This is a genomic window from Methanoregula sp. (assembly GCA_041645435.1).
Classification (GTDB): domain Archaea; phylum Halobacteriota; class Methanomicrobia; order Methanomicrobiales; family Methanospirillaceae; genus Methanoregula.
This window is the reverse complement of record JBAZQB010000004.1, coordinates 105,910-125,146: the sequence shown is the minus strand read 5'-3', so window position 1 is coordinate 125,146 and position 19,237 is coordinate 105,910. Positions and strand designations below refer to the sequence as shown.

The window sequence follows — 19,237 nt, the reverse complement described above, 5'->3', positions numbered from 1 at the left end:
ATTTTATATCATCTATTTTTTATTATAAGCATATGAAATCCAGTGAGGGTTCATGTGAACGAATTTTCAATGAGTTAGTGAAAATCGATGGTATCGCCGGTTCGCATAAAATTGAAGCCTCTGAAAAATGGGATTACTTTCATGCAGGTCTTTGTACAATTCATTACAATCCTAAAATGAATGTGTTAGATGAAAATTTTATAAGAATCAGCCTTCTCCATGAAGAAGGACATATTAGATTACAATATCGAACACTTCTTTTTTTAACTCTTCTCTTTATTGTGATTTTATCAATTTTTTTTACCAACTTAGATCAACACTTGAAACTCATAGGTTCTATTATTCTGACACTCTTTTCAGGTTGGTTGTTCGTTTTGATGGACGAATATGAAAGTGATAAATTTGCATCAATAGTGCTTCGAGATAAATATAATATTTCAAAACCCTCAAAAATTTTAGAGAAAACCTTGGAGCAAATGCCACATTCATGGTTATCTGCATTAACTCATCCATCTGTAAAAAAAAGAGTGAAAAATATTGTAGAGAAAGTAGATAGAAATAATTAAAAAAAATCCCTTTTCTCTCTCAGTACTCCCAGTTATCTCGCATTACTTTTGTAAGAATGCAATGATCTCCTGGATATCCGGCACGGAATGCAGCGGGTAAACCTTAACGAAAATTACCTTCTGTTTTTCATCAACGATCACGTTCGCCCGCTCGGAAAAGCCGTTCTCGTCCCGGAAGAGCCCGTACTTCTGGGCAATGGCACCATGCGGCCAGAAATCGCAGAGCAGCGGGGTATTCTGTATTGCTAAGCTCTTTGCCCACGCCTTTTTGCAGGGCACGGAATCGACACTGATGCCGACCGGCACGCAGTTTCTGGCGAGGAGGACGTCCCGGTTCTCCTCCAGCGATTTCATCTGTGCAGCGCAGAATTCCGTCCACGCGAGCGGGTGGAACGAGAGAAGTACGCGTTTACCTGCCTGTTCATAGAGATCGAATGTCTTGTCGTTCTGGTCTTTTAACGAGAAATTCCGTGCAGCATCCCCTACCTGAGCCATACCGGCTTGTGTCATGAGATCACCATATTGGGTGTTCTGGTTGCCGGAGGGGATGAGGTTTTGCATCATTGCCGTTCCCTGCCTGAGCGGGGTGGCGTACCCGGATTCCTGAAAAATCATGCCCGACCCCCCTTGATTCAAACATGGGAAAAACCGCAAGAAAAAAAGGTTTTATGAAAACCCCGGCGAGCTAACTTAATTGAATCAGATTATTATAAGGAACACCGGGAGCGTAACGTATCCAGTCGCCTAAAACCGGCTTTCAACCCATGCAACTACCCTTCGAGCCATTGCAAGAGCCTGGAGGTATTCTTCTTCTTCGATTGGTTCATAATGGCCGGGATACCGCGTTGTCACCGCATAGTAGGAAAGTGCGACAGCCGCTTTCACATCATCCGGGATGACAACCTTACGCTTTTCCAGCGTCTCGACGAGAATGGAAAGGGAATGCGTTGGTGAAGGGACGAGATTATTGAGAACCATCAGCGCCTTGAGCGATTTCTCGCCGGCCTGCTGGCAGTCAAAACAGAGGTCTTCATACAGGACATCAGGGCCGGTCTTGCCTGTCGCTGCCCGGCTCAGGTTGCTCTTTGCCCGGCCAAGCCATTGTTCAGCAAGCGACCGGTTTTTCATAGATCACTTTCCCCTGCCGGGCAATATCATGGTAAATGAGGAAGGGATTATCCCTGAGTTCTTCATACACCTCGGGGGTCTCTACGATAACATCTACTGCTGCGCCGACCCCGTACAGATCGCGATAGAGCTGCATCGCGAGATCGCGCCGCCGGGTAACCCCGTGTTTGATCACACAGATATCAAAGTCGCTCTTTTTTTTGTTATCCCGCCGGGCCCGGGAACCAAAAAGGATGATGCGATCGGGATCGGCAGTACGCGTGATGATCTCAACAATTCTCTGGAGCGGGGTCTTCTTCTTTTGCCGCGAAGTTGCCGGAATAACGTATCCCTCCCGGTTTTTGTGTCGGAATAGTTGAATGATGTTTCTCACTTGCTGGTCTTATGTCTGTCTATTGGGGGGAGCAGGTATTGCTTCAGTCTCTCGTAAATCCTCATCGCTTCAAAAGAAAATTTAACCGGTCATCCGGTTTTATCGTGGTTTCGATAGCCAATAAGGATTCTGAAAGCCGGCATCCTTATAACTGACAAGTACGGCCAGTCCTACTGGAAGATCACCGGCGACGCCCCAAAACCGACACCGATGGCGACGGGGCCAGCGATTACATCGAGACAGTTCTATATGGTACTGATCCGTGGACCGCTCCAGCGGAACTCGCACCGGAACTGATCGCTAAACAAACGATCAATCTCCATACCGACAACATCCACCTGAAGACCTATTGCAAGATGGGCGGGACCTTCGGCGAGACCGGCATCAAAGACGGCACGGCAAACTGGCTGGTCGGTGACAATGTCGCGTCATCCTTCCCATATTTCACCGGCTGGATGGCGTCGGGATATTTCGCAGTCGGCGATGTCCGGGATATTGCAGAGACTATTTACCAAGGCGATGGCACCGGCACTGCACTGAACGCGGTTGCGTTTGCACCGGCTGTCGGGGATGCGACCAAGACCGGCAACACGCTCCGGAAACTGGCGACGAAGTATCCGGGGAAGATTGGCGAGGTTTCAAAAACCCTACTTCGCGTACTGCCAGACTCTTCGCCAAGTGTTCTGAAAAGTGCGATTGTGGGCAATGGGTTTGCTGGACGTGAAGCGGAAATTATCGCTGAATTGAGGGCGATGGGGAAGTCCGATTCCGAGATTTCGGCGATTGCGACATCCGGAAAAGATTTGGAAATTGTCTTACGTGCAGAAAAAATTCTAAAATATAATGGAAATGTTTGGATCGATGAAGCTCATCATTTCTCCGCAAGCAAAGATACTGCAGTGCTCGGGAAATGGATTGAAAATAATGAAAATTCGTTTGAAAAAGTTGGCGATGCAATGGGAGCAAATACCTACCTCACTAAAGAGGGCATGCCCATAGATATGCGGTGGGCAACAGACCAGGAATTCCTTGATCTTGCCAGAAATAACGGAAAAATAAAATTATGTTCGAATCCTACGGTTGAACAGGGACCATCAGCGTACAAAGATGAGCTTGATTATCTGATCAGTAAGGGATGGACATACGATGTGGATCCGCATATCGAAATTCATCAGGGAAAAGAATATACAATCTGGTATATGGAGAAAGTATTGTGATTAATAAAAACCCATCCTTATTGAGCATTATACCATGATCTCAAATGACCAGCCGGGTTTACTGGAACAGATCAAATCTGCAGTCCAACCATTGACAGAGACCGGGGAGTTTGATCTCGACTCAATAACGGTTAATGAATGGGAGAGCTGGATAATTATCAAACTCGCTTCTCCTTCATTCACTATCTTTTTTAGTAAAAATGCTCTTCATACGGGTATCGGAGGATGGTTCATTAACAATTCAGGCAAAATTTTTTCTATGTCGGAAGATACAGTTCCAATCTTGGATTTGCAAGGGGCGGGATTGGAAGGAGAACGTCTCGAAAAATTCCCCCTTCCTGAACCCGGAACCTTTGATTCCTCAACAAAATATCAAGCAGGGTGGGATGCGATCATGAGTAAAACAGATTTTTTTGGTAAACTGTATCATTTATGCATCGGGATCAGGGATAATCTTCCGGAAATCCGTCGGGCAATTACGCGGGAGAACATTCGCACGGGTTAAAGAATATGTTACAAAAATCAATAACTCCATTCAAGACTGAATTTATTAACAATCTCAAAGAACTTATCTCTGGAAAAACCGTGATCATCAATGGGACAAATTGAAAAAATCCTGACTGCTGCGGATTCGCTGATAACGAAAAATCCCCGGATACCTATACGGTATTATGCCCAACGTGGGATGATGGTTTTCTGTTGTGCATCATTCGGCAGGGAAATCGGGACTTTTACAATCCTGTTTACCATGAAGGACGGGCCGTGGTTCTATTATTCCATATCTCCGAATTTCCCCCTGTCTGACAAAACAGGAATATCGCATTCATTTATCCGTGATCGCGAGGAACTCATCCGGAAAAACAAATTTGTAATCTTTTCAGGCCGGAACATTATTGAGTATTTGCAACTTGGTGAGTCGTTAAAGAAAAGTCAGAACGGGACTCTTGAAGATCTGACTGCCTTGTGTCTCCTGTTGAAGGATAATAAAAAAATAATCGATGCGTTCTCCCCAGAAAAAATTGAAGAAACGTATAACGTCCTCCTTGCCATGGCAGGCAATGATGAAGATGAGATCAGCAGTTTAATCAGGGATATCATATATCGTTAGCATTTTCTCTCAACTATTTTCTTATTTCCTCCGGTAATTGGGGGAAATTCGCCGCCCCCACTTTGCAATTTGTACCCACGCGACCCCCCCCGCAAAAATTCACCCAGCAAAAAGACGCCCGTATCCGCATTCTGTCAGCGTTTGAGGGGGTGCCATGAGTTCCCGGACGAGGCGCGGAAACCCCCGGATCCTGATCTTCACGTCGGAAAATTGTAGTGGATGCAGCGGCCAGGCACCCGGTAACGCAGGTTCTCTGTCGGAGAATGCGAGGCCATGAGTTCACGATAGACCTGATAAGGATACCCAAAAAAAACCGGACATAACCACACTACGACCGTATCAACTTCCGGAATAAACTATACTATACTGGGACAAAGACTACACCGCCTGACCTCCCACCCACATGTGACCAACCCTAGCAGAATTTCCGACGTGAAAACCGGCTTCCAAAATGCTTCAACGGGTCTCATAGATATGGCTGAACATAGATCCAGGGGAGATCCTCCACCCATATGCGAATAATCACGTAATTTTACGCAGCTGTTTTTTATGGCATTTCCATGGAAAAATCAAACTTGTTTTTTGGATAATCGGCCCTCCAAAATGCATTATTCGCAGTTTCCATCAGCGTTCCCGATGAGGGTTCATCCCTAAATTTTATCACTTTTTCGGAACGCATAATGGATAATTTTATCTATTTTAATCCATTATACTGATTAAGATGTGCAAATTATGACCGTACGGGACATCATTCTTGTCCAGCAGCGGGACCTGAAACGAACCCTTGGTGAACCCTATATTGAGAGGGCTGCGGCGATAACCGGGTCAGACACCACCCTCATCAAGGTGATCATCGGTCCCCGCCGGGCGGGAAAATCATTCTTTTCCATGCACCATCTCTCCCACAGCCGGAATTTCGGGTACGTAAACTTCGATGACGAGAGGATGGCCGGGCTGACGGACTATGACGAGATCCTTGCAGCAGTCGACTCCGTGTACGGGAATCCGAAAGCGCTGCTCCTTGACGAGATCCAGAATCTCCCGAAATGGGAGCTCTTCGTCAACCGGCTGGCCCGGCAGGGCTATGATCTCATTATCACCGGAAGCAACTCGCACCTGCTCAGCTCCGAACTTGCCACGCATCTCACCGGGCGTTATCTCCAGACAACCATCCTGCCATTTTCCTTTCGCGAGTACCTCAGCCTCTCCCCGCATGAACTTACCACGCAGGAGAAAGTATCGGCCTTGTACCAGTACACACAGGGTGGCGGCTTTCCCGAACCGCTGGTAAAAAAATTCCCTCCACGCGATTACCTTGTCACCCTGTTCGATTCCATCGTGTACAAGGATATCGTCAGGCGGTTCCGCATCCGCTCGGTGCAGGGTATCGAAAATCTTGCGATGTATCTCCTGTCCAATGTCGCATCCGAATATTCCTATACCTCACTCGCCCGGGTCACCCGGAGCAAAAGCCCGATGACCGTCCGGAAATATCTCGGTTATCTTGAGGAAGCCTTCCTCTTCTTTTCTCTTCCCCGGTTCTCCTTCAAGGTTCGGGAACAGGTTGCGGCAAACAAGAAGATCTACTGCACGGACACCGGGTTTGTTGCAGCAAAGGCATTCCGGATCTCTGAGAACCGCGGGAAGATGTACGAGAACCTCGTTGCCATCGAGCTGTGGAGACTGCAGCAGCAGAACGAAGTGTCGGTCTGGTACTGGAAGAATGCCCAGCAGGAGGAAGTGGATTTTGTCGTGCAGCAACAGGACCGGATCACGGCGCTCATCCAGGTCTGTGCCGGACTGCATGACGAGCGGATACGATCCCGCGAGATACGTGCGCTCCTTAAAGCATCACGTGAGCTGCGATGCAATAATCTCCTCATTCTTTCAGAACAGGAGGAGAAGACCGAAGAGGCCGAATGGTTCGGGATGACGGGGACGATCCGGTACATGCCGCTCTGGAAATGGCTGGAGAGACCAACTATCGGGGATGTCGGATAGGTAACCGGTGATTTCCCCACACAAATATTTCACAATCCAATCCATTGGAACCGTCTCCCTGCCGTTAATCAGCCGGAAATGTGGGTTCGTATCCAGCGGTCCGGGCCGGCTCCGGTCGAGCCAGATGTACCCGTGTGACCCCCCCATATTCCCGTAACCATGCCCGATCCCCCCCTTACACCCTGTATAACCTGGCCCCCTACCACTTCACCCCAAAGCCCGCAAACTCCCCGCTTGCTTCCCCCATAGTCACCGCAAGTGTATCCACGCGGATAACTGCATCCCCCTCTGCCTTCACCATCAGGACAAACGCATCCAGTGCTGCACGTTCACCTTCTGCTACCATGAACACCGAGCCGTCCGGCATATTCTTCACATACCCGTTCACACCCGCTGCCCGTGCACAGCCCGTGACAAAATACCGGTATCCCACACCCTGCACCTCCCCGCGTGCAACTGCTGTGATCCGTATCATTGTCCAGATAATGGCAATGACGGGACGTAATTATTACCCTTCAGCTGCGGGCTTGTTTTCTTGTATCGTCCCCCAGTAAATGTCCTGATCGCGTAGCTTTCCGATACGCTCATATCGACTGGTACAAAATAACCCTGTAAGACAATGACCGATGAATTTTCAGATATCCCGGTATTCATGGAGCATATGGCAGAGTCGATCAAAAAGACCGCCGCAATGCTGGACAATACAGAGACCTCCGCATTTTTTCTCCACCTGTTAAAGGCAAAGAGGATCTATGTGGCCGGAGCCGGCCGCTCAGGACTCATCGCCCGGGCGTTTGCCATGCGGCTGCTTCATCTTGGCTATGAGGTGTACGTAGTTGGCGAGACCGTCACTCCGGCACTCGTGCCGGGAGATACGATGGTTGTCTTTTCCGGTTCCGGTGAAACGGTATCCATGGCAACATTTTGTGCAACAGTAAAAGAGCTCGGGGGGACCATCTGTCTCATCACCGCATCGCCCGAATCAAAGATCAGCAGGATCGCAGACTGCGTTGTCAACCTCGGCGATCTCACCGGGTATTACCACAGCGATCAGTCCTCGTATGAAATCCGGCAGATGACCGGACAATACCGGTCGATTGCATCGGCATTTGCTCCCTTGGGGACGCTCTTTGAGACACTCGCCCTGATCTTTTCCGATGCGGTTATCTCTGCCCTGATGGAAGCTAAAAAAGAGGATATCGGGGAGCTGAAAAGACGGCTTACCAATATGGAGTAAGAGGGGATGATAGCACACTCAACAGGTATGCCTGTCATCAGTCCATTTTTTTTGCATTGTAGAAAATGCATTGTAGAAAACCTTTTTTCACGTAATATATTGCCCCCCTCTTGCGCCACCTGTTCCCGTTGGGGGACGGGCGCAGTGCGATAGCCCAAGCAAGGTTCAGGTAATACATTGTCATCGCAATGGGGGGGTGCCCAGGTGGCTGGGGCGAAGCCCCCGAGAGCGTGAGAGTTTTCTAAATGATTTCAACAGAGCCCATTTTTTACCACAATCAGTTCCTGCGACCGTATGTTCATGAATATTATATTCCAAAACAAGCAACAATAACCATACCAATGCCTGTCAATGCCGACCTCCATATCCATTCCCCGTTTTCGATAGCCGTCTCGCGCTTCATGCAGCCGGAGCAGCTGCTCGCGGGGTGCGTAACCAAGGGCATCCACGTGCTCGGCACCGGCGATGCACTCCAGCCGGCATGGCAGAAGGGCTGGGAACCGTACCTGGAGAACGAGGCCGGGATCGTGATCGTCCCCCAGAGCGAGATCGAGGACCAGAAACGTGTCCACCACCTGATCCTGGCAGAAGACCTCGCCCAGTTCAGCCAGCTCCGCGATCTGCTGGCCGGGAAATGCAAGAGTTTCGAGACGAGCGGCCGGCCCCATGTCTACCTGAGCGGGGAGGAGATTGCCGCACTTGCCCACGAGGTCGGCGCCTTGGTTGGCCCTGCCCACGCTTTCACCCCGTGGACTGCGTTGTTCGCTTATTTCGACAGCGTCCCGGCCTGCTACGGGAACGAGAAGATCGACTTCCTCGAACTCGGTCTCTCTGCGGACAGCTCCTATGGTGCGGCGATCGGGGACCTGTACGATGTCCCGTTCCTCACCAACTCCGATGCCCACAGCCCCTACCCGGACAAGCTTGGACGGGAATTCAACCGGATCCGGCTCGGCAACCGGACCGCAAAAGACGTGCTGGCGAGCATCAGGAGTGGCGCAATCGAGATGAACGCCGGGTTCTTCCCGGAGGAAGGAAAATACAATCGCACGGCGTGTACCCGGTGCTTTACCCAGTATTTACCGGAGCAGGCCATCGGATATTCATGGCGCTGCCCGGCCGATGGCGGGATCATAAAAAAAGGCGTATCCGACCGGGCAAAGGAACTGGCGCATGGCGGCGAGGCCCGGCCCCGCCCGCCCTACATCCATGTCCTCCCACTCGCCCAGATCATCCAGACAATGGAAGGATCATCGTCGCCTAACACGAAGAAGTGCAAGGCCATCTATGCCTCGTTCATAGCCACGTTCGAAAACGAGATCGCGGTGCTTCTCGATGCCCCGGTTGCAGAGATCCGCACCATCCACCCGAAGGTTGCCGATGCGGTATCAGCCCTCCGCAGCGGGACCGTAACCCTGCACCCGGGCGGTGGCGGGAAGTACGGCACGTTCTCGCTCGGGAAATAACGGTTTTTTAAACAATCCATTATCCACGAATCACCCGCGAAGATGCAAGTAACAAAAACCGCTTACGGGGCACGTTACAATATCGGCACCCCTGTCATTATGAGAAAAGGAGTATATCGCTCCTTCTCTGTAAGAAATTCCTGTTATTTTGGCGTCCCATCATCCCGATTCCCTATCCATCCATCGTAACTATTAATGAAGGAAAAAGCCAACATAATCCCTAATGCTCAAAGTACATCGGGATATTTGTGGATACTGCGGATGCTGTGTATCAGTCTGCCCCGAAGGCGCACTTGAACTGATCGATGCCTACCTTTCCGTAGAGAATAACTGCACGAGTTGTGGAATCTGTGCCAAAGTCTGCCCCCTGGGTGCCCTGGAGGTTGTGAATGAAAAATAAGTACGACATCCTCATCATTGGCGGCGGTCCGGCAGGCGCTCTTGCCGGAAAGACTGCGGCGGAGAAAGGGTTGTCTGCCTGTATCGTTGAAAAACGGCCGGCAATCGGTGCCCCGGTACGCTGTGCCGAAGGCATAGGCCGGGAAGCCCTTCTTGAGTTTATGGACGCGGATCCACGCTGGATCTCTGCCGAGATGCATGGTGCCGGTATCGTTGCTCCCGATGGATTTTTAATGAAACTCGAGTCTGAGATGGCCGGCGGCAAGGTCGGCTATGTCCTTGACCGTAAGTTCTTTGACCGTGAGCTGGTCTGGAAGGCGGCAGAGGCAGGCGCGGATGTAGCAGTAAAGTCCCGTGCAGCCGCCCCGATCATGGAAAACGGGGTACTCAAAGGGGCAAAGATCGAGTACTGCGGGAAAGTCACAAATGTGAGAGCCGATGTCGTGATCGCAGCCGATGGCGTGGAATCAAAGTTCTCGAAGTGGTGCGGTATCGATACCACGGTCCCGATGAGGGAGATCATGAGTTCGGTCCAGTATGTGATGGCCGATGTCGACATCGATGAGCACTCCACGATCTTTTACCTTGGCAACGATGTCGCACCGGAAGGCTATCTCTGGATCTTCCCGAAAGGCCACCGTACGGCAAATGTCGGCATCGGGATCTCCGGCAAGAAGAGCGGCGAAGGACACCGGGCAAAGGATTACCTCGATAAGTTCGTAAAAAAGACCTTCCCGAACGGAAAGACCATCGAATATATCCCCGGTGGCGTATCCGTCTGCCGCCCGCTCGCCTGCACGGTAGCCGATAATTTCCTTATCGCCGGTGATGCAGCCCGGGTTGTCGATCCCCTGACCGGTGGCGGCATCTACAATGCCATGTATACCGGCAAGCTTGCCGCAGAAGTTGCCGCAGATTGCATCAGCAAAGGCGACACCTCGAAAAAAGCGCTCATGGTCTACGACAGGACCTGGCGTGCATCGAAGATGGGAAAAGCGATCGAGCGCAATTACAATATCAAGGAATACTTAATCAAGCAACCGGATGAAAAACTCAACGAGATCATCCACTCGGTCGCGAAAATGAACTTAAAGGAGTTCTCCACCATCAGCCTGATAAAAGAAATTATTAAAGTAAACCCGAAACTGATGCTCGAGCTGGGCGCGCTCGCAGCATCACTCCGTTGATTTTTTCAGTTGTTTGTTGAGCAGGCGCAGGCAGTCGTCCTCTGCTTCTTTTTTGGTAAAAACGGTAAAGATATCGCCGGGCTGGATCTTGACGTTGCCGCTTGGGATGATCAAGACCCCTCCGGCCCTGCGGATCGCAATAAAGACAAAGTCCTTGACCTTGAGTTCGCGGATCTCGTGATCCACGATGGGGGCACCCTGCTCCGCAACGATCTCAAATATGGTGCCGCCCGGAATCGAGGCGAGCTGCTGGAGCTGGGGGTTCTGGGTCCAGTAATACAGGCGTGAGGCAACGAGCTCATCCGGGTTCTCGCTGATCCGGACGCCAACTTCTTTGAAAAAGTCCGAATGCGAGGGCTGGTTGACAATCGCAACCACATTCGGCACCCTGAATTTTTTTGCCAGCCAGCAGGTCATCAGGTTGACCGAATCATCACTCGTGGTGGCGATCAGGGCATCTGCCCGGTCAATTCCTGCTTCTTCCAAAATGGTCTTATCGGTTGCGTTTCCCGTGACTGCAAGTACATCGTAATGCTCGAGGATCTCACTGCAGCGGGCTTCATCCTGATCGATCACGACAACGTTATGGGCGTGCTCGATCGCCTGCTTTGCAAGGTTTCTCCCGATTCCTCCGAGCCCTACGATGATGATGTACATGATTACCGGTTACCATCATCGCCATTGAAATATTTTGCGCAACAACCCATTCCTGTGATCTGCGGGGTGGATGAGGCGGGTAAGGGTTCGGTACTGGGCCCCATGGTGGTTGCAGCGGTAGGAATAACCTCTGAAGAGGTTCTTGCTGACCTGGGAATGAAAGATTCAAAACTGCTGTCTGCAAAAGAGCGCGAGCGCCTGTATACGATAATTAAAAAAAAATGCCGGGTTGCGATCGTTAAGCTTGACGCGCAGGATATTGATTTGGTGCGGCAGGACATGACCCTCAATGCGGCTGTTGCCCGGGCGCATGCCCAGGTGATTGCCAGACTCTCCCCTGCCTGCGCTTATGTGGATGCCTGCGACGTGAACACATTCCGGTACGCTGAAATGGTGAAAAACCACCTGGACAATCCCTGCGAGATCGTATCAGAGCACCATGCAGACGAAAAGTTTCCGGTAGTGTCTGCGGCGAGCATCATCGCAAAAGTGACCCGTGACCGGGCAATAACCACGCTTGCAAAAAAATATGGCGAGATCGGGAGCGGATATCCTTCGGATCCGGTCACTATCCGGTGGCTGAATGCCTATATCGATGAGCACCGCGTCCCACCTCCCATCGCCCGGAAAAGCTGGAAGACGGTGAGCGCGATCCTTGCAAAAAAGACCCAGAGATCTCTGGGAGATTTTTAACGGATTGTCCTGACAGGGCCGGATTTGCCCCGGCTGAATACTTTATCTTCCCTGCAATGCCATAGTACTGGAATGGACTGGCTCCTTATTCTCATTCTTCTGGTTGCCGTTTATGCAGCGATAGCCTTTGTCATCCACCGGAATAAACTCTGGGAGGAGCACATCGTCTTTTACGGTCCGATCATGGCCATCCGGACGAACCGTGTCGGTTTTTTCGACAAATTTGCCGCATTTCGGACGTTTTTCAGGATCTATGGGTCCGCCGGGGTTATTGCCGTCATCATCGTCTCCGTATTTATCACAGTCATGCTCTTTATCTCGGTGCGCTACACGCTGATGATCCAGCCGGAGCCTACCGGCATCTACAAACCGCAGAACATCCTGCTGTTACCGGGCATCAATGAGTATGTACCGTCCACATTTGCGGTCTGGCTTGCATTTATTATCACCATCGCAGTCCACGAATTCGGGCATGCGATCCTTTGCCGGGTCGAGAATATTAAAGTGAGGAGCATGGGGGCACTTATTGCAGTCATCCCCATCGGTTTTTTTGTCGAGCCTGATGAAGAAGAACTGGAAAAGTGCAAGGGTATGCCTAAAATCCGGATGTTCGGGGCCGGTATCACCAATAATCTTGTTGTCGGCTTTTCCTGTTTTGTGCTGCTCATCCTCTGCATGGGTCTTGTAACGCCCCTCGCCACCCCTGCCATCCACGGGATCTACAAGGACTATCCTGCAGAAAAGGCGGGGATACCCCCCGGTTCCCTGGTGACAGCCATCAATGGAGTACCTGTCGCGAGCCGGGCCGATATCTCAAATCTCTTAAACACGACAAAGCCCGGAGAAACAATCACCCTCACCGTTGAGAAGGACAGTATTGTCAAAGATTACCCCCTCACCCTTGCCGCATGGCCTCCGGAGTATGCCGGCCCTGCAAGTGGATTTATGGGCGTCCAGTACTATGACGGTGAAACGGTCAAGTCGACGGTCGAAGGAATGCTCTCTCCCATCGGGTTCTTCCAGTTCCTCGTTATTCCTTTTGCAAACGACACCAGTATCCAGTTCCTCCGCATACTGGCATTCGAGACCCCGGACACCACCTACTATAAGGTACCTTTCGAAGGATTCTGGGGAGTCATTCACCTGCTCTTCTGGTGCGGCTGGATCAATATCAATGTCGGGATATTCAATGCAATTCCGATGGTGCCGCTGGATGGGGGCTATATCTTCAAAGAAGGCGTTGACCGGCTTCTCGACAGGCGCGGACTCCTGAAATATTCCGGGTATATTACCGGTGCAGTATCCTATGTCATGCTGGTCGTTCTCGTATCGCTGATTGCGCTGCCGTATATTCTTCATATGTAAGCGGCAGGAAACATGCAGGATTTCCCGTAAGACAGAATCGCTCGAACACCTCGTATCAGTCCTTGCCGGATAAGAGATTTTGGCTCTGTGGATAACCTCTTTTCCCGGTGTTCGCAAATTTTACGGATGTAATGAGGGAGTCCCCACTCCCCCGAATATTTCGGGGTATTTCATCAACCTTCTGAGGTTCATCACAATAGTGGAGATGCCCTGGCGGCAGACGAGGGAACTCGCTGTGATGGAACCGCCAGGAGCAGCAGCTTGTTTCTCTTTTTGGGGTCAATAAAGCCGGGTTTTTTTTAGATCGCTGTGGATCAGGAAAACTGCATCCGAATCGCTGCGGGGGCATCCCATCAGGGGCGGCGACGTTTATCGTATTTGGGGTTAAGAGCGTATCAGCCCTTATTTTTACGCCAGTTTATAGTATTCATTTTGGACAGATGATAGAAAAAAGAGTGTGAATGTGATACCGTTATGCCGCCGGCGGAATGACAGGTGCTTCTGCATCAGCATCGACGGCAAGTTTGCGTTTACTGGTATCTTTCAATTCATCGACAGAGACTTTCGGGACTGCATCCTTGATCTCTTTTAAGATTGCGTTTACCTCTTCGCGCTGTGGCATATCGCCAAGGATAGTCTCGTCCATCACCGGGCGTCCTGCGACAACTTCTGCCGTCTCATCAGTTGCGCCGAGGAATTTTGCTCCCTGGCGGATCAACTGCGAGAGCTCGAACGGGAAGATGATCTTGGTCGCCTGGCCGTCTGCCATGTTCTTGAGCGCGTTTAACGTGAGCACCGTCATGGCCCGGTTGTCGAGCGGTGCGGCACCCACGGAAAGGATACGAAGTCCCTGTGCCTCTCCCTGCGCCTGGAGAATGCGTGAGAGTCGTTCTCCTTCTGCACGCAGCACCTTGCTCTGACGTTCCCCCTCTGCTTCAAGGATCATGGACTGCCGGAGACCTTCTGCCTTGAGGATCGCAGAACGTTTATCACCATCGGCCCTCAGGATTGCTGCACGCCGGGCACGTTCTGCAGCCGTCTGCTCGGTCATTGCGTTTTTGACCGCCGCAACCGGATCGACTTCCTTTATCTCCACCCGTTCGACCTTGACACCCCACTGGTCGGTCTCGCGGTCGAGAATGTCGCGGAGTTTCGTGTTGATCACGTCACGATTGTAGAGCACTTCATCGAGCTCCATATCGCCGATGATGCCCCTTAAACTGGTCTGGGCGAGCACAACGGTTGCCATCCGGTAATTGGCGACCTCGAAGTACGCCTTCTCCGGGTCGATCACCCGTACATAGACAATCGCGTCTACGTTGGTGGGCGAATTATCCTTGGTGATCACTTCCTGCGACGGCACTTCCATGACTTGCGTGCGGAGGTCGAGTTTGATCACATCGCTGACAAACGGTACTATCCAGCGGAAACCGGGATTCATCCGCCCGACATACTGGCCGAGACGGACTTGGAGTCCCTGTTCATAGGGCTGGACAATAACCACACCTTTTGCAAAAATGATGACTATGACGAGAATTAAGAATATGACTACGAGTGTTCCTATAAAATCCATGTTATACTACCTCTTCAACTACGATATGTACTCCTTGAGAATCTACCACTTTTACCCGTTTTCCGGCCGGGATTGTTGAGCCGGTTGAGCGTGCACTCCATTCCGTACTGCCAATCACGACTTTGCCGGAGATGCTGGTGGCATCCACGGATTTCTGCACCTGACCCTCCATGCCGATCAACGAGTCCCGGCTGATGGTCGTCGGGCTTTCATCCGGAGTAATTTTCCCGTACATCCAGACCGTGAAACCGGCAGCGCAAAGGGCAGTAACAATACCGATGATGCCCCCCGCCCAGGGATTGGATATATCCACACCCATGATTTGCAATATTCCCAAAAAGATCAGTACTGTAGCAGGTACAGTCGCAAAAAAACCCGGGCTGTGCACTTCAACGAGAAGCAGCAAGGCCCCGGCAATTATAAGCAGCCATCCAAAGGATAACCCCGGATCAGGAAGTACCATGATCAGTGATCGGAGTGTGCAGATAAAATGGTATGGGGTAGTATAAACGGAGAATGGATATAAAACAGGGAATGGGGATGGAATTTACTCCTAGGCGCAGGTATGCAAGCAAAAAGGCCGGATTATCTTTACATAAAAAACCCGAATTGGTCTCGCACAAAAAACTGCAATCAATTTCCGGCAAAAAAATTTCAATCACCCCCTTACCCCCCGCTCATTTTTTTTCAATCGACCCTTGACTTCACAGCCCGGACCTTCACGCCGGAGAAAATAATTTGCTGTCAGATAACTATCCAACAGTTGGATAATTATCCAACTGTTGGCAGGTTTACTAACACCCACGTACCCTGCTCGAAATTTTCCAGGCAGGGTCTGACCAAAAAATGGCTATGAAAACAGGTACTCAGTAGCGATCCCGGATTCTGCCCGGTTTCAAGCAATCTATGATCTCGATCTGTTCTGATGGCAGATTAACAAAAAAGAATAAGATATCTGTATCCTTGATCCGGTCACTTCCGCAGCAGGGCAATCTTCGAGCCAACCGGAACTCCGCCGGCCTCGTGTGCAACGGGCCCGCACTTTGCTGCCATTAAGTAAGCAACCGGGGGCAGGTTCTCCATTTCCGATAGAGACTCGAAGTTGGCCATGCCTTTTGCAATGATTATGGTACAGCGCTTGATCGCGTTTCGCAAATCATCGGGAATGTTCTCCATGCAGATGCCGATCTCCGCTCCCCCGCCGGTTGTCGTGAGACAGTCAACGATGAAATCAAGATGTAAGTCCCACGCATCCTGTAAGGTGGCATCGTTGAGGGCAGGTGCATCCTTGACCGCGAGCGTCACATGAGCGCCGTGGGTTTTTAAGTACTTGATGAGCAGCCGGTCGAGTACAATCTCGCCACAGTTATCGCTTAAGTACACCACGCGGGTGCAGAGAGGAAAAATTGCGTCTGTGTCATCAATTGTCAGGCCTTTTTCAAACTCGCGCCCGAAAAAAACTGAAAAATCTTCGGCAACGGTATGCCCCTTTACACCATAATCAAAGGTGTTGCCGATAACCGCGGCAAGCACATGGTCCCGGAATGTCACCAGGTTACCCTGCACTTTTTTACAGACTTCTATTGCCTGATTGTTACCCTGTCTTTTGAGCCTGGCAAACGGATCGGAAGTGCCCAGGATTTCATATGCCCTCCGATGGATCCGGCTTGCGATCTGCGGATGACTTAACGGTGCATTGCGGATATCTTCTAAAAGAGCAGAGCATTCGGCAACCGCCTCAGCAGTCTTTGCTTCCGTGGCATTGCACAATGTGCACTCCAGCCGCACGCGGGATATGAGACAATCGGTACAGGTGCCGGTAATTTTCATGACAACGCCTGAAAAACAACAATAAATGGGGCCACTGAGATTTGAACTCAGGTCAGAAGACCCCCAGTCTCCTAGGATGGCCAGGCTACCCTATGGCCCCGTTCTCATAGTGTAGGATGAGATTCCTTATGTAGCTTGTTGTAGGGTAAATGAGGAAGTCAGGTTTTTTTATATATTGCCTCTCTTGAACTCCTCGACTCTTGTGATAAGGTTTTCAAGTTCCGTATCCGTTATCCGGATCTTTCCATCCACGGTGTTTACCTCGCTCAATAATTGCCGGATGCGCACGTTCATGAGATACATGATAAACTGCTGGATTACAATAACAACCCCAAACAACACCAGCAAGTATCCTTCGTAGGTCATTGTCGCTCCCTGTTCAGGATCACCGGAATACCGACCGGGCGAGCCGGTCAACAAAGCCCTCTGCCTTTTTTTCTCCGAAGGAATCTTCGTACTCAACGCCCGAGATCTCTGCAGCAATTCTCCTGAATGCTCTTGAAGCATCTGTCCGGGGATATTTTACGACACAGGGCTTTTTGTAGGCAGCGGCTCTCCTGACATTTGCATCTTCGGGAACAACATCGATCACGCGGACACCCAGGACATCCTCTACGCTGTGCGAACGGAGCTCGGTATGTTCGAGCCCGGCCCGGTTCAGGATCGCACCGTAGACGCGACCCCCCATCACCTCGCAGAGAATTTTGGTCTTTAAGGCATCGGCCATTGAAGCAAGTTCCGGGTTGACGACGAGAATGACTTCATCGGCAACCGAGAGTGGCACCACACCTTCTTTCGATATCCCGCTCGGGGCATCGATCAGGAGATATTCGCATTTGTCAACCAGCCGGTGCATCACGTCACGGAGTTTATCAGGATCGGCCTGCTGGAATCCCTGGAGTGAGATCCCGCTGGGCACAATTTTCACTCCCCCGGGGCCTTCATAAATTGCATCGTCAATATCTGCTTTTCCGGCAAGCACTTCATGCAGGGTGACCGGCACATCCTCCATGCCGAGGATCAGTGCCAGGTTTGCCATGCCGATATCGGCATCGAGAATATAGGTCTCACGGCCCAGAAGTGCGAGCGATATACCGAGATTTACCGTGAGAGTGGTCTTGCCCACGCCGCCTTTTCCCGAAGTAATGGTATATGCACGGATCATCGGATTTCTTCTTTCCACCATATGGAAAAAATCGTATTTATATATTGTTGATTTCGATGAAAACAGCGAAAAACGGACTGATTGGAGAAAGATTCACAGAATTCTCTGATATAAAAAGAATAACTTCAGGGAAATGCTGATTACTTACCGGCAACTGCTGTATCGATGCATAATAAAAAGCAATATGTATATATGCTTCTATCAGGTATTATCAATTAGATAGGGTAGTGCAACAGGAGCCGGTTCATGTTGAAACAGAAGATCTCTGCATTTATTGATAAGATTCAGGCGATTGAGGGGGTTTCAGCATGTGCCCTTGTTTCTCGTGATGGGATCATAGCAGGAAAATTTTTTGACCAGAATATGAATGAACCGTGGTTTGGTGCGTTGTCTGCAACCATACTCGCATCTGCCGAATCTGTCGGGAGTCTGATTAAGATGAAAGCCATGGAGTCGGTGACAATACGGGCACAGGACACCTCAGTTATCGTCATGGGTGCCGGGGAAAATTTTATTATCACCGCAATAGTCAGAGATAAAACTGATGCTGACAGAGTGCATACAGAGATGCATACGATCGCTAAAAAGATCGGGGAGGTTATGTAAATGTTTACGATACTTGTAGTCGACGACAGCCCATTTATTGTCGATGTCTTCGTCACCATGCTGGAGCGCGGGGGATACCGCACGGTTGCTGCATACGGGGGTGAGGAGTGCCTGGAGATATTAAAGACAGTTACCCCCGATCTCATCCTGCTCGATATCATGATGGAACCGATGGACGGGTGGGAGACCCTTGAAAAGGTCAAGGAAAATCCCTCGACCAAAGAGATCCCGGTCCTCATGCTCACGGCAAAACAGCTGACTCCCGTAGAAGCCCAGGAATATGGGATTTACATAGAAGATTATGTCTTAAAACCCATCACTCATCGCGAACTCTACGATGCCATCGAACATGTACTCAACCGCAGGCAGTCCATAAAATCGGATATGGACATGGCAAAAGAATCCGGTTTCGATGCGGAGATAATCACCGAATATGCCCGGCTGAGCAAGAGCATCGATGTGAACAGGCGCCTGATGAAAATCCTTGAAACCACCTACAACTTCAATGATTCAAAAGTCCGTGTCAGCGATGAGATATCCCGTGCAATCAAAAGCATGGAAATGAACATAAAATTCCAGGAGAACCGGCTCCAGCAGATAAAAGGCGAACTCTCGGGAACATCGGCAAACAAATAACAGATTCTCCGATTTATTACATCAACCTAT

General features: G+C 50.4%; 23 protein-coding genes and 1 tRNA gene. 13 read left to right on the top strand and 11 right to left on the bottom strand.

The features are described 5' to 3' along the window. The first annotated feature begins 32 nt into the window (after positions 1–32). Positions 33–566 carry a hypothetical protein gene (locus WC593_09525; GenBank protein ID MFA4825381.1) on the top strand — a complete coding sequence of 178 codons (534 nt, stop codon included), beginning with the start codon at positions 33–35 and terminating at the stop codon, positions 564–566. A 42-nt stretch (positions 567–608) separates the two neighbouring features. On the opposite strand, the gene WC593_09520 is transcribed toward WC593_09525, so the two are convergent. From WC593_09520 to WC593_09510, 3 genes are all read right to left on the bottom strand, one after another. Then, positions 609–1,181 (bottom strand): redoxin domain-containing protein, encoded by a 573-nt coding sequence (locus tag WC593_09520; protein ID MFA4825380.1) that lies wholly within the window; start codon positions 1,179–1,181, stop codon positions 609–611. A 129-nt stretch (positions 1,182–1,310) separates the two neighbouring features. Further along, positions 1,311–1,694, bottom strand: a complete 384-nt coding sequence (locus WC593_09515) for a HEPN domain-containing protein (GenBank protein ID MFA4825379.1) — start codon at positions 1,692–1,694, stop codon at positions 1,311–1,313. Beyond that, positions 1,672–2,067 carry a nucleotidyltransferase domain-containing protein gene (locus WC593_09510; GenBank protein ID MFA4825378.1) on the bottom strand — a complete coding sequence of 132 codons (396 nt, stop codon included), beginning with the start codon at positions 2,065–2,067 and terminating at the stop codon, positions 1,672–1,674. Before WC593_09510 ends, WC593_09515 begins: the two co-directional genes overlap by 23 nt. Positions 2,068–2,423: 356 nt before the next feature. Here WC593_09510 and WC593_09505 point away from each other — a divergent pair, with 356 nt between their 5' ends. The 4 genes from WC593_09505 to WC593_09490 all read left to right on the top strand — a co-directional run bounded on the left by WC593_09505 (position 2,424) and on the right by WC593_09490 (position 6,393). Next, complete coding sequence (locus WC593_09505; GenBank protein MFA4825377.1) at positions 2,424–3,284, top strand: hypothetical protein; 861 nt, start codon at positions 2,424–2,426, stop codon at positions 3,282–3,284. 34 nt (positions 3,285–3,318) lie between these two features. Further along, the gene (locus WC593_09500) at positions 3,319–3,789 is read left to right on the top strand and encodes a hypothetical protein (protein ID MFA4825376.1); all 471 of its coding nucleotides are present in this window, start codon (positions 3,319–3,321) and stop codon (positions 3,787–3,789) included. A 90-nt stretch (positions 3,790–3,879) separates the two neighbouring features. Next, complete coding sequence (locus WC593_09495) at positions 3,880–4,392, top strand: hypothetical protein (GenBank protein MFA4825375.1); 513 nt, start codon at positions 3,880–3,882, stop codon at positions 4,390–4,392. Between the two features lie 732 nt (positions 4,393–5,124). Continuing rightward, on the top strand, positions 5,125–6,393 hold the full coding sequence (locus WC593_09490) for an ATP-binding protein (GenBank protein MFA4825374.1): 1,269 nt from the start codon (positions 5,125–5,127) through the stop codon (positions 6,391–6,393). Between the two features lie 199 nt (positions 6,394–6,592). Here the strand turns inward: WC593_09490 and WC593_09485 are convergent, their stop codons facing one another. Beyond that, a complete protein-coding gene (locus tag WC593_09485; GenBank protein ID MFA4825373.1) occupies positions 6,593–6,868 on the bottom strand; it encodes an acylphosphatase in 276 nt (91 codons plus the stop codon). A gap of 144 nt (positions 6,869–7,012) precedes the next feature. Here WC593_09485 and hxlB point away from each other — a divergent pair, with 144 nt between their 5' ends. The 4 genes from hxlB (at position 7,013) to WC593_09465 (ending at position 10,682) form a co-directional block, all read left to right on the top strand. After that, positions 7,013–7,630 carry a 6-phospho-3-hexuloisomerase gene (gene hxlB / locus WC593_09480; protein ID MFA4825372.1) on the top strand — a complete coding sequence of 206 codons (618 nt, stop codon included), beginning with the start codon at positions 7,013–7,015 and terminating at the stop codon, positions 7,628–7,630. Between the two features lie 341 nt (positions 7,631–7,971). Further along, positions 7,972–9,096, top strand: coding sequence for a PHP-associated domain-containing protein (locus tag WC593_09475; GenBank protein ID MFA4825371.1), 1,125 nt, complete (start codon positions 7,972–7,974; stop codon positions 9,094–9,096). A gap of 223 nt (positions 9,097–9,319) precedes the next feature. After that, positions 9,320–9,496: a 4Fe-4S binding protein gene (locus tag WC593_09470; GenBank protein ID MFA4825370.1), complete on the top strand. Its 177-nt coding sequence runs from the start codon at positions 9,320–9,322 to the stop codon at positions 9,494–9,496. Beyond that, positions 9,486–10,682 (top strand): NAD(P)/FAD-dependent oxidoreductase, encoded by a 1,197-nt coding sequence (locus WC593_09465; GenBank protein ID MFA4825369.1) that lies wholly within the window; start codon positions 9,486–9,488, stop codon positions 10,680–10,682. Before WC593_09470 ends, WC593_09465 begins: the two co-directional genes overlap by 11 nt. Here WC593_09465 and WC593_09460 read toward each other — a convergent pair. Next, a complete protein-coding gene (locus tag WC593_09460) occupies positions 10,671–11,339 on the bottom strand; it encodes a TrkA family potassium uptake protein (GenBank protein MFA4825368.1) in 669 nt (222 codons plus the stop codon). The genes WC593_09465 and WC593_09460 overlap by 12 nt on opposite strands. A 54-nt stretch (positions 11,340–11,393) precedes the next feature. On the opposite strand from WC593_09460, the gene rnhB reads away from it, so the two are divergent. Together rnhB and WC593_09450 are read left to right on the top strand one after the other, a co-directional pair. Beyond that, complete coding sequence (gene rnhB / locus WC593_09455; protein ID MFA4825367.1) at positions 11,394–12,032, top strand: ribonuclease HII; 639 nt, start codon at positions 11,394–11,396, stop codon at positions 12,030–12,032. 72 nt (positions 12,033–12,104) lie between these two features. Further along, positions 12,105–13,397: a site-2 protease family protein gene (locus WC593_09450; protein ID MFA4825366.1), complete on the top strand. Its 1,293-nt coding sequence runs from the start codon at positions 12,105–12,107 to the stop codon at positions 13,395–13,397. Between the two features lie 472 nt (positions 13,398–13,869). Here the strand turns inward: WC593_09450 and WC593_09445 are convergent, their stop codons facing one another. The 6 genes from WC593_09445 to minD all read right to left on the bottom strand — a co-directional run bounded on the left by WC593_09445 (position 13,870) and on the right by minD (position 17,965). Then, positions 13,870–14,970 carry a stomatin-like protein gene (locus WC593_09445; protein ID MFA4825365.1) on the bottom strand — a complete coding sequence of 367 codons (1,101 nt, stop codon included), beginning with the start codon at positions 14,968–14,970 and terminating at the stop codon, positions 13,870–13,872. Between the two features lies 1 nt (position 14,971). Continuing rightward, positions 14,972–15,433 carry an NfeD family protein gene (locus WC593_09440; protein MFA4825364.1) on the bottom strand — a complete coding sequence of 154 codons (462 nt, stop codon included), beginning with the start codon at positions 15,431–15,433 and terminating at the stop codon, positions 14,972–14,974. Positions 15,434–15,942: 509 nt separating this feature from the next. Beyond that, on the bottom strand, positions 15,943–16,800 hold the full coding sequence (locus tag WC593_09435; GenBank protein MFA4825363.1) for an ARMT1-like domain-containing protein: 858 nt from the start codon (positions 16,798–16,800) through the stop codon (positions 15,943–15,945). A gap of 26 nt (positions 16,801–16,826) precedes the next feature. After that, positions 16,827–16,900: transfer RNA gene (locus WC593_09430), tRNA-Pro, on the bottom strand. A 68-nt stretch (positions 16,901–16,968) separates the two neighbouring features. Then, positions 16,969–17,166, bottom strand: coding sequence for a hypothetical protein (locus WC593_09425; protein MFA4825362.1), 198 nt, complete (start codon positions 17,164–17,166; stop codon positions 16,969–16,971). A gap of 19 nt (positions 17,167–17,185) precedes the next feature. After that, positions 17,186–17,965 carry a cell division ATPase MinD gene (minD, locus tag WC593_09420; GenBank protein MFA4825361.1) on the bottom strand — a complete coding sequence of 260 codons (780 nt, stop codon included), beginning with the start codon at positions 17,963–17,965 and terminating at the stop codon, positions 17,186–17,188. Between the two features lie 246 nt (positions 17,966–18,211). Here minD and WC593_09415 point away from each other — a divergent pair, with 246 nt between their 5' ends. Both WC593_09415 and WC593_09410 read left to right on the top strand, forming a co-directional pair. After that, positions 18,212–18,571, top strand: a complete 360-nt coding sequence (locus tag WC593_09415) for a roadblock/LC7 domain-containing protein (protein MFA4825360.1) — start codon at positions 18,212–18,214, stop codon at positions 18,569–18,571. Next, positions 18,572–19,207, top strand: a complete 636-nt coding sequence (locus WC593_09410) for a response regulator (protein ID MFA4825359.1) — start codon at positions 18,572–18,574, stop codon at positions 19,205–19,207. Positions 19,208–19,237: the final 30 nt, after the last annotated feature.